This is a genomic window from Elusimicrobiota bacterium (genome assembly GCA_040757695.1).
Classification (GTDB): domain Bacteria; phylum Elusimicrobiota; class UBA8919; order UBA8919; family UBA8919; genus JBFLWK01.
In genome coordinates this window covers 1-1,879 of the sequence record JBFLWK010000193.1, presented here as the reverse complement: position 1 = coordinate 1,879, position 1,879 = coordinate 1, and the positions used below count along the sequence as shown (strand labels likewise).

Genomic DNA, 1,879 nt, shown 5'->3' with positions numbered 1-1,879 from the left:
CCGTAAAAAGAACAAACACAAAAATGGAAAATCTCCATTAGAATTGGCTGGTGTAGATGTTTCAAATATCAACTGGATTAAGTTCAGCCAAGTCAGTTATTAGCAACCTAAAATTACTACGCCACCACATTTTCTTACAGTAATGTCATTGCGAGGCGAAGCCGAAGCAATCTCTCACTTGGAACAAACCTAAAAATAATCCAGCAGAAAATAGAAACCGAGAAAGCGACAGGGATTGCAGTTGATATTGGTTCACTCTATCACATTAGCGACAATGTGAAAATGGGATTGTCAATACAAAACATTGGACCTAAGATGAGATTTATATCTGAAAGATATAATTTACCGTTGACAGCAACATTAGGGGCGGGCTACACAATAAAAAGAGCATTAACACTTGCACTTGATATTACGCAGAAAATTTACGATAACAAAACAGAAATCTCATTCGGCACGGAGTATGTTCCAATAAATCCATTAGCATTGCGAGTCGGTTATTTACTCGCTAACTCGAGAACACAAGAACTCAAGAACGCCTCTGATTTCTCAGGATTGGGCGGCGGGCTCGGGTTACGAATACTCAACTTCTCCACTGACTACGCATTCGTGCCTTACGGCGATTTGGGGGATATACATAGAATATCATTCAGTATAAAATGGTAAATTATTTTATGGGGTGGTTAGGCACGGGTTCAAGTACCGAGTAAAGATTGAAAAAACTCGGGCATTAGAACAAAGGACTCAAAGTCCTGTCTGAATTCAGTTCAACTGTCGGTGTAGGCAACTGACACAAAAAAGTTGTTACTGGAGTGCCAAATCTCTTTGTGCTGACCACCCCACTTTGTTATATGCTTAAACTTGGCACTTCTGGTTTTTCCTATCCCGACTGGCGAGGCAGTGTTTATCCGCAGAAACTCCATCCAAAAAATCTTCTGAAATCCTACGAGCAGGAACTTGGATTTGACTGTGTGGAGATAAATTCCACATATTACAGACTGGCAACACCGAATATTTTTGAGAGCATGGCAAAAAACACAGAGAAGCACTTTGAATTTGTAGTGAAGACATACCACGGGATAACCCACGACCCATTTGATTACCGACTGGAAATGAAAAAGCCGACGAAAAAGCAGGCGTTAGACGACTGCCCAAAATTTGTTCGTTCACTCAACCCATTGAGAGAAGTTAACAAACTCGGCTGTGTGCTGTTGCAGTTCCCGGTATTTTTCAAGCCGTCGGAGGAAACAAAAAATTACATTTTGGAGTGCAAGCAACACTTCTACGACATACCGCTGGTAATTGAATTCAGGAATAATCAATGGGCAACACCCGAGACATTTAACTTTTTGAGAAGAAACAACCTCGGATTTTGTATTGTGGACGAGCCGAAACAGGAACGGCTAATGCCGACCCAGTATGAAGTTACATCTGATATTGCCTATTTCAGGTTTCACGGCAGAAACCCAAACTGGTATAACGCATCGGTGAAAGAGCGATATGATTATTTGTATTCCGATAACGAGTTAAAAGAATTTGTGCCTCACATAAAAGAGATGTCTCAAAAAGCCAAAAAGACATACCTGTTTTTCAATAACTGCACGAATGGTCAATCGGTCAAAAACGCTCAGACACTGAAAAAGATGCTCAACATAAAAACCGAAAAGCACACCTTGTTTTAACCTACCACAAAATTTTTCTTGCCTTTTAACCTGAAAAAAGTATAATGGTCTTGTGAAGAAATACAGATTTAATCTTATTTAAATGTCGCCGAATACCCCGCAGCTTGCTGCGGGGATGAAGGCGACCGACAAATTTTGCCAAATTTTGTATAATGTAATATGTGGAGCTAAGACGAGCAAGTCACGCTGTATATGAACTC

At 40.3% G+C, this 1,879-nt stretch carries 1 protein-coding gene and 1 pseudogene; both read left to right on the top strand.

Annotated elements, in window-relative coordinates:
- Positions 1-129: 129 nt before the first annotated feature.
- Positions 130-663: pseudogene (locus AB1349_14030) on the top strand (PorV/PorQ family protein).
- Positions 664-848: 185 nt separating this feature from the next.
- A complete protein-coding gene (locus tag AB1349_14025; GenBank protein ID MEW6558443.1) occupies positions 849-1,679 on the top strand; it encodes a DUF72 domain-containing protein in 831 nt (276 codons plus the stop codon).
- The last annotated feature ends 200 nt before the right edge of the window (positions 1,680-1,879 follow it).

What these genes read in the sequence shown, in the direction of transcription:
- AB1349_14025 (MEW6558443.1), top strand. Translation starts at nt 849, where the DNA reads ATGCTTAAACTTGGCACTTCTGGTTTTTCCTATCCCGACTGGCGAGGC.